Origin of the sequence: Rhodopseudomonas sp. BR0C11 (genome assembly GCF_010820945.1) — a bacterium.
In the GTDB taxonomy this organism is placed as follows: domain Bacteria; phylum Pseudomonadota; class Alphaproteobacteria; order Rhizobiales; family Xanthobacteraceae; genus Rhodopseudomonas; species Rhodopseudomonas palustris_H.
In genome coordinates, this window is record NZ_QTKI01000691.1 from 1 (window position 1) to 1375 (window position 1375).

A 1375-nucleotide genomic window follows, 5' to 3' on the forward strand; every position below is an offset into this window, starting at 1 on the left:
TCGAGTTCGTCAACGGCTTCCACGACACCGCCAACGCGGTGGCGACCGTGATCTACACCCACTCGCTGCCGGCCGAAGTTGCGGTCGTGTGGTCGGGCGTGTTCAACTTCCTCGGCGTGCTGACATCGACCGGTGCGGTGGCGTTCGGCATCGTCTCGCTGCTGCCGGTCGAACTGATCTTGCAGGTCGGATCAAGCGCCGGTTTCGCGATGGTGTTCGCGCTATTGATTGCTGCGATCCTGTGGAATCTCGGACCCTGGTACTTCGGCCTCCCCGCCTCCAGCTCGCACACCTTGATCGGTTCGATCACCGGCGTCGGTGTCGCCAATGCGCTGATGCGCGGCCGCGACGGCACTTCGGGAGTTGACTGGGGCAAGGCGACAGAAATCGGCTACGCGCTGCTGCTGTCGCCGCTCGTCGGCTTCGTCTGCGCCGCGATCCTGCTGTTGCTGCTCAAACTGGTGGTGCGCAATCCGAAGCTGTACTCCGCGCCGGAAGGCACCGCGCCGCCGCCGTGGTGGATCCGCGGCCTGCTGATCCTCACCTGTACTGGAGTCAGCTTTGCCCACGGCTCCAACGACGGTCAGAAAGGCATGGGCCTGATCATGCTGATCCTGATCGGCACGGTGCCGACCGCCTACGCGCTCAACCGTGCGCTGCCGGATTCCCAGGTCGCGCATTTCGAGCAGACCTCGGCGGCCGCCTCGGCCGTGATCGCGGCGAAGGGCGCCGGTTACAGCATCATCGGCGATCCCCGCCCCGCGGTGACGCAATACGTGTCGCAGCATAAGATCAGCGAGGGCACTTACCCATCGCTGGCGGTGCTGGTGAAGGATATCGGCGAGCAGGTGCAGCGCTACGGCTCGCTCAGCAAAGTGCCAGCCGAGTCCGTCGGCAACACCCGCAACGACATGTATCTGGCGTCCGAGGCTATCCGCTTCCTGATGAAGGATAAGGAAAGCGACCTCAGCAAGGACGATGTTGCCAAGCTCAACGCCTACAAGGGCTCGCTCGATAGCGCGACCAAGTTCATTCCGAACTGGGTCAAAGTCGCGGTAGCGATCGCGCTCGGTCTCGGCACGATGATCGGCTGGAAGCGCATCGTCATCACGGTCGGCGAGAAGATCGGCAAGTCGCATCTGACCTACGCGCAGGGCGCCTCGGCCGAGCTGGTGGCGGCCTCGACCATCGGCGCGGCCGACATGTTCGGCCTGCCGGTCTCGACCACGCACGTGCTGTCGTCGGGTGTCGCCGGCACTATGGCGGCCAACGGCTCGGGCCTCCAGATGGCCACGATCCGCAACCTGCTGATGGCCTGGGTGCTGACGCTGCCGGCCGCGATTCTGCTGTCGGCGACGCTGTACGTGCTACCGTC

General features: G+C 64.8%; 1 protein-coding gene. It reads left to right on the forward strand.

Annotated elements, in window-relative coordinates; translation table 11 throughout:
* On the forward strand, window positions 1-1375 hold a 1375-nt coding region (locus DYI24_RS26620), incomplete at both ends, for an inorganic phosphate transporter (RefSeq protein WP_164574459.1).